We start from the raw sequence: 4,393 nt of genomic DNA, 5'->3' as shown, positions 1-4,393 counted from the left end.
AGTTCATATACAGCGTGACTTGCTCGTCTTAGCTCCACATATTACATTATACAAAATTTGGCAAAATTTGTCGGTCGCCTTCATCCCCGCAGCAAGCTGCGGGGTATTCGGCGACATTTAAATAAATATCCCGTGTGGCTTGTTAAATCCTGTTATTTCATCTCCCATATCCCATCTCCTATCTCCTATCTGCTTTATTCTCACTATTCTGTCATTATTTCTATCTGCAATATACATATTTCCCTGTGAACTTACTGCGATACCTGTTGGCTTGTTGAATATTTTTTCCGACACTGAAGCCACTCGCTTTGCTCGGGCTGAAGTGTCGGCTACTTTCACCTGTGTTGAAATCTCTAAAACAAAATGTCCGTCTCTGTCAAACTTTTTAATACTGTCATTATTCGTATCTGAAATATACATATTGCCTGTTGAATCAAGCACGATATACGATGGCTTGTTAAATCCATCCACTGTAAGCAAAAGCTCAGGCTTGCCGATATAAACATCTACACTCGTTGAAGATTCATTTTTTACATAATCCTGTGCAACAAGTTTCAGTGTATACCAACCTTCAGCAAGTTGTGTTGTATCCCACACAGCAAGAACTCCTTCGCTAACTTCCTTGTATTCTCTGCTGATAACTACAGACACCGAACTGTTAAGTTGAGAATATGCGACTTCATAATATTTTAAGTGCTTGTCCGTCGCACTGCCATAAATGGACACTTGTCCATTTATTATTTTACAAACACCGTAATTATCTTTTGATGGTGAAAGGATTTCTACAACAGGCGCTGTATTATCAATTACCGCCGTGATAGTTTTTACTTTTTCTGTGTTGTTCAACCTATCAACTGAATAATACTGAACTGTATAGTTGCCATCAGGTAACTCGTGAAGCGTGAATGGTAAAGTGTAAATCTGCCATCCGCCATCTGCTATCCGCCATCTTGTCTCCTTCACTCCTGATGAAACTCCCCAAACCACAGGGTCACGAGCAGAAAGTGTAAAAATGGTTTTATCTGTTACTACGATTTTATCTCCGAGATTATAATTAGGCTCTGAAATCTCAAGTGTAGATACGGACGGAACTGTATCAAAAAAGATTGTGTAAATATACCCAGCAAAAAATTGGGTGCTGTGTGATGAACAGGCAGTTGTAAAATCTTCACCAATACTATCAGTAAAACTTATCCCTAAAGATTGTTTTAAGCTCCCGCCAATATTCAAAATTTTAGATGCAAGTGTCTCTGCGGAATAACTAACCGAAATAGATAGAAATAGATGGAAACTAATAGAAATAAATTGTAGTACCAAATTTCTACAAATTGTTCTTTTCATATTTTATCATCATTTATAATTCTTAATTCTCAATTTGTATCCCTACCATACCGCCGAGTTTGAGGCTACAATTTCATTGTGAATGTCAGATGATGCGTTGGTGATAATTCGCCCATCAAGGCGAGTCCGTAGTCAAGCTGGTATTTGCTAAACTTTGTGCCAAGCCCGAATGTGAATGAGTCCAGAGCATATCCAAGTTTGTAACCAGTCCGCAGAAAGTATTTTTGTCGGTATGTGTATTCCAACCCTGTGTGAAATTTCCCTTTGTTTACATAATACGGAAAAAGCCAGTCAGAAGCAATAACTACATTATGATTTTTTGTAGAGATTGTCAGAACAGAGAATCCTGCCCGTGATGTTATCGGCAATGGCTCATATTCTTTTCCACTTGCAAGCCCGCCTGAATATGTTGCCCAAGGACCTATGTTTTGCGTTGATAGACCAAATGAAACTTCTTTCTTGAAAATTCTTACCATGCTGTAATGAAATCCTAAATCAATACAAAAGCCTGTCGCTTTCGCATCTTCCACAAGTTCAGAATAAACCACTTTTAAGTTGCTTCCGAATTTTAGTTTATCACCTGTCGCATAACTTAATGTTAATAGATAATCACTTTGGGCTTGTTTTGTTTCTGATGGTCTATCAGTATAATTCAACTCTATTTTTCCACCATACAAATATGTGAACCCACAAGCAACTGTACCTCTGAGTTTTTCTGACTCTTGAGAATATACAACAAAACCTTGTGATAAATCTGAAAGCCCTTTCTGATATGTTGCTGATATTGTTTTATTAGAAATATTTTTTAGCCCTGCAGGATTATAGTAAATCGTGTTTATATCGTCGGCAATTGCTGTAAATGTTTCTCCAAGCGCTTTCTGCCGAGCACCAAAAGATGCATCAAGTAATTGAAATATTGTCGTAGATGTCCCACGGCTATAAAGCCAGGTTGAAGGTAAAAGATAAAAGGTAAAAGGTAAAATTAAACCAATAATTCCTATCTTTTTTGTGATAAACATCTTTTCCTCCGCCTGAAATAATTTTTTCACTTAATCATTTAACTAAATGAGCAACTATTTTGCTAAAATTGTCGTCGGCCAATATCTCTCACTTGCTCATTTAGCTAAATGAGCAAGTATTATCCGAACTTGGCTCGGGTCGGCGTTGTGTGTCATTTTACTACACAAACCTTTTTGGTCACATTCACACCAGGCGCTTTCAAGCGAACAAGATATATCCCGCTACCGACGATATCATTCTGGTCATTCCTGCCTGTCCACACCTCTGAATATTCTCCAACATCTTTATGCCCTTCAAAAAGTGTTCTCACAAGCTCGCCATTTGTTGTATAAAGTTTTACTGAAACATCACCTGCCTTATCAACTTTATACCATATCGTCGTCCATCCACTACCTTGTTTGAAATAATTATTCACCGGCTGTAGTTTATCCTGCTGTGTCTTGCTACTGTCATATGCCGGCTGTGGATATGCCCAAGTATATTCTAAAAGACCTGAACCAGTTGTATAAAGTCGGTTTTTGTTATCATTTCGTGGTGAAGCTATTATTGCATAATCGTTACCGCTATAATCGGAAGTATCCGTTTGTGTCCATAAAAAACCATCCCAACTAAATTCCACAAGTTGAGATTTCCAATCAACGCCATCACTTCTGGAATACACATATGTCTTAATATAAACTCTATTCCTCCCGTCATTGCGACCGTCTTTTACTTCAAGCACAATAGGGCTTTCTATATTAGAAATAAATTTCTCAATCCATTTTGTACCGTTCCAAGTCCATTCTGATATATCCTGACTATATTGACTACCTCCAGAATAAATTCTGTTTATCCCATCATTTCTTCCATCACCTATAGCCAATCCATTACCGTTACAGATATTTGTCGCTTGCCATCCATTTGTATCTGTCCAAGTAAGCTCACTTAATTTTTCCCCTATCACATATAATCTTTGTTTGCCATCGCCTTGGCCATCGGCTATTCTTAAATTTGACAAAACACTTCCTACTTCCGGAAGCACAGTGGCTTTTGTCCAACTTGAACCTGTCCAAGTATATTCTAATATACCATCTACAGCAGAACCTGCATACAATCTCTTTATACCATCATTCCTGGCATCTCCAACAGTAATTATTGAATTATTTCCATCTATCAAGTCTACTAATGTTTTTGTCCAACTTGAGCCTGTCCAATTAAATTCATTAATTTTCTTAGAATAATAATAACTAGCATATACACGATTCTGACCATCATTTTTTCCATCACCTATGGCTATAGTAGTAATAGCGTCTCCATATCCATAAGGAGAATTATACACCTCAGGATTTGTATCAATATGACTCACTTCCCAATTGTCTTGTTGCCAGCTGACTTCGGCAATATATCCTGGCTTACCTAAGTTTTCTTGTCCAACATAAACTCTGTTTATTCCATCATTTCTCCCATCACCAATAGCATATTTATTAATATCAAAACCTGCCTCAATTTTTTCCACAAGCCATTGAGATTTTAAAGAAGTCCAACATAAAAAGTAAAAGGTAAAAAGTAAAAAACTGAAACCCAACCTTTTCATAGATTTTGCGTTCATATTCCCCCCAGTAAATTCTATTATAACAAATAATAGCAATTTTCTTCATTCTTTAAATCCCTGCCTTTTTGCTATAGCGCGCCAAGAAAAAGAAATTTCCGATGTACCATTTTGACATTCTTTTACAGTAAAACCGTTAAGTGTTCTATTCTTGATATAAAGACCGTTACAATTATCCATAGGTGTAACTGTTATTAGCGGAAGAGTTTTGGTGGAAATACAGAGAGTAAATTCTTCACGGAATTGAATTATGGCTTCTCCATTATGAATGGTTGCTTCTCCAAAATCCTCAAACATTACTTCAGGGGATTCTATAGCATGACATACTCCCCGCAGCAAGCTGCGGGGTATCTTAAAAGTCAAGTTTTAACTGGCGTCTGTCTTCTTCTGCTCTTTGATATTGGATGTATTTCTGTATAGTTTGTGCAGTTACTTTGTCGCCGG

The 4,393-nt window shown here is 37.3% G+C and carries 4 protein-coding genes; all 4 read right to left on the bottom strand.

Going from position 1 to position 4,393, the window contains the following annotated elements; genetic code table 11:
* Positions 1-117: 117 nt before the first annotated feature.
* The 4 genes from AB1349_13035 to AB1349_13020 all read right to left on the bottom strand — a co-directional run bounded on the left by AB1349_13035 (position 118) and on the right by AB1349_13020 (position 4,246).
* On the bottom strand, positions 118-1,341 hold the full coding sequence (locus AB1349_13035) for an Ig-like domain-containing protein (GenBank protein MEW6558248.1): 1,224 nt from the start codon (positions 1,339-1,341) through the stop codon (positions 118-120).
* A 65-nt stretch (positions 1,342-1,406) separates the two neighbouring features.
* Entirely contained in the window at positions 1,407-2,360 is a 954-nt protein-coding gene (locus tag AB1349_13030; GenBank protein MEW6558247.1) for a PorV/PorQ family protein, read from the bottom strand.
* 152 nt (positions 2,361-2,512) lie between these two features.
* Positions 2,513-3,949: a FlgD immunoglobulin-like domain containing protein gene (locus tag AB1349_13025; GenBank protein ID MEW6558246.1), complete on the bottom strand. Its 1,437-nt coding sequence runs from the start codon at positions 3,947-3,949 to the stop codon at positions 2,513-2,515.
* A gap of 45 nt (positions 3,950-3,994) precedes the next feature.
* Positions 3,995-4,246, bottom strand: coding sequence for a hypothetical protein (locus AB1349_13020; GenBank protein MEW6558245.1), 252 nt, complete (start codon positions 4,244-4,246; stop codon positions 3,995-3,997).
* Positions 4,247-4,393: the final 147 nt, after the last annotated feature.

It is taken from the genome of Elusimicrobiota bacterium (assembly GCA_040757695.1).
Taxonomy (GTDB): Bacteria; Elusimicrobiota; UBA8919; order UBA8919; family UBA8919; genus JBFLWK01.
Note: the sequence above shows the minus strand (reverse complement) of the source record. Positions and strands in the feature narration are given on the sequence as shown.

What these genes read in the sequence shown, in the direction of transcription:
- AB1349_13020 (MEW6558245.1), bottom strand. Translation starts at nt 4,246, where the DNA reads ATGTTTGAGGATTTTGGAGAAGCAACCATTCATAATGGAGAAGCCATA.
- AB1349_13030 (MEW6558247.1), bottom strand. Translation starts at nt 2,360, where the DNA reads ATGTTTATCACAAAAAAGATAGGAATTATTGGTTTAATTTTACCTTTT.
- AB1349_13035 (MEW6558248.1), bottom strand. Translation starts at nt 1,341, where the DNA reads ATGAAAAGAACAATTTGTAGAAATTTGGTACTACAATTTATTTCTATT.
- AB1349_13025 (MEW6558246.1), bottom strand. Translation starts at nt 3,949, where the DNA reads ATGAACGCAAAATCTATGAAAAGGTTGGGTTTCAGTTTTTTACTTTTT.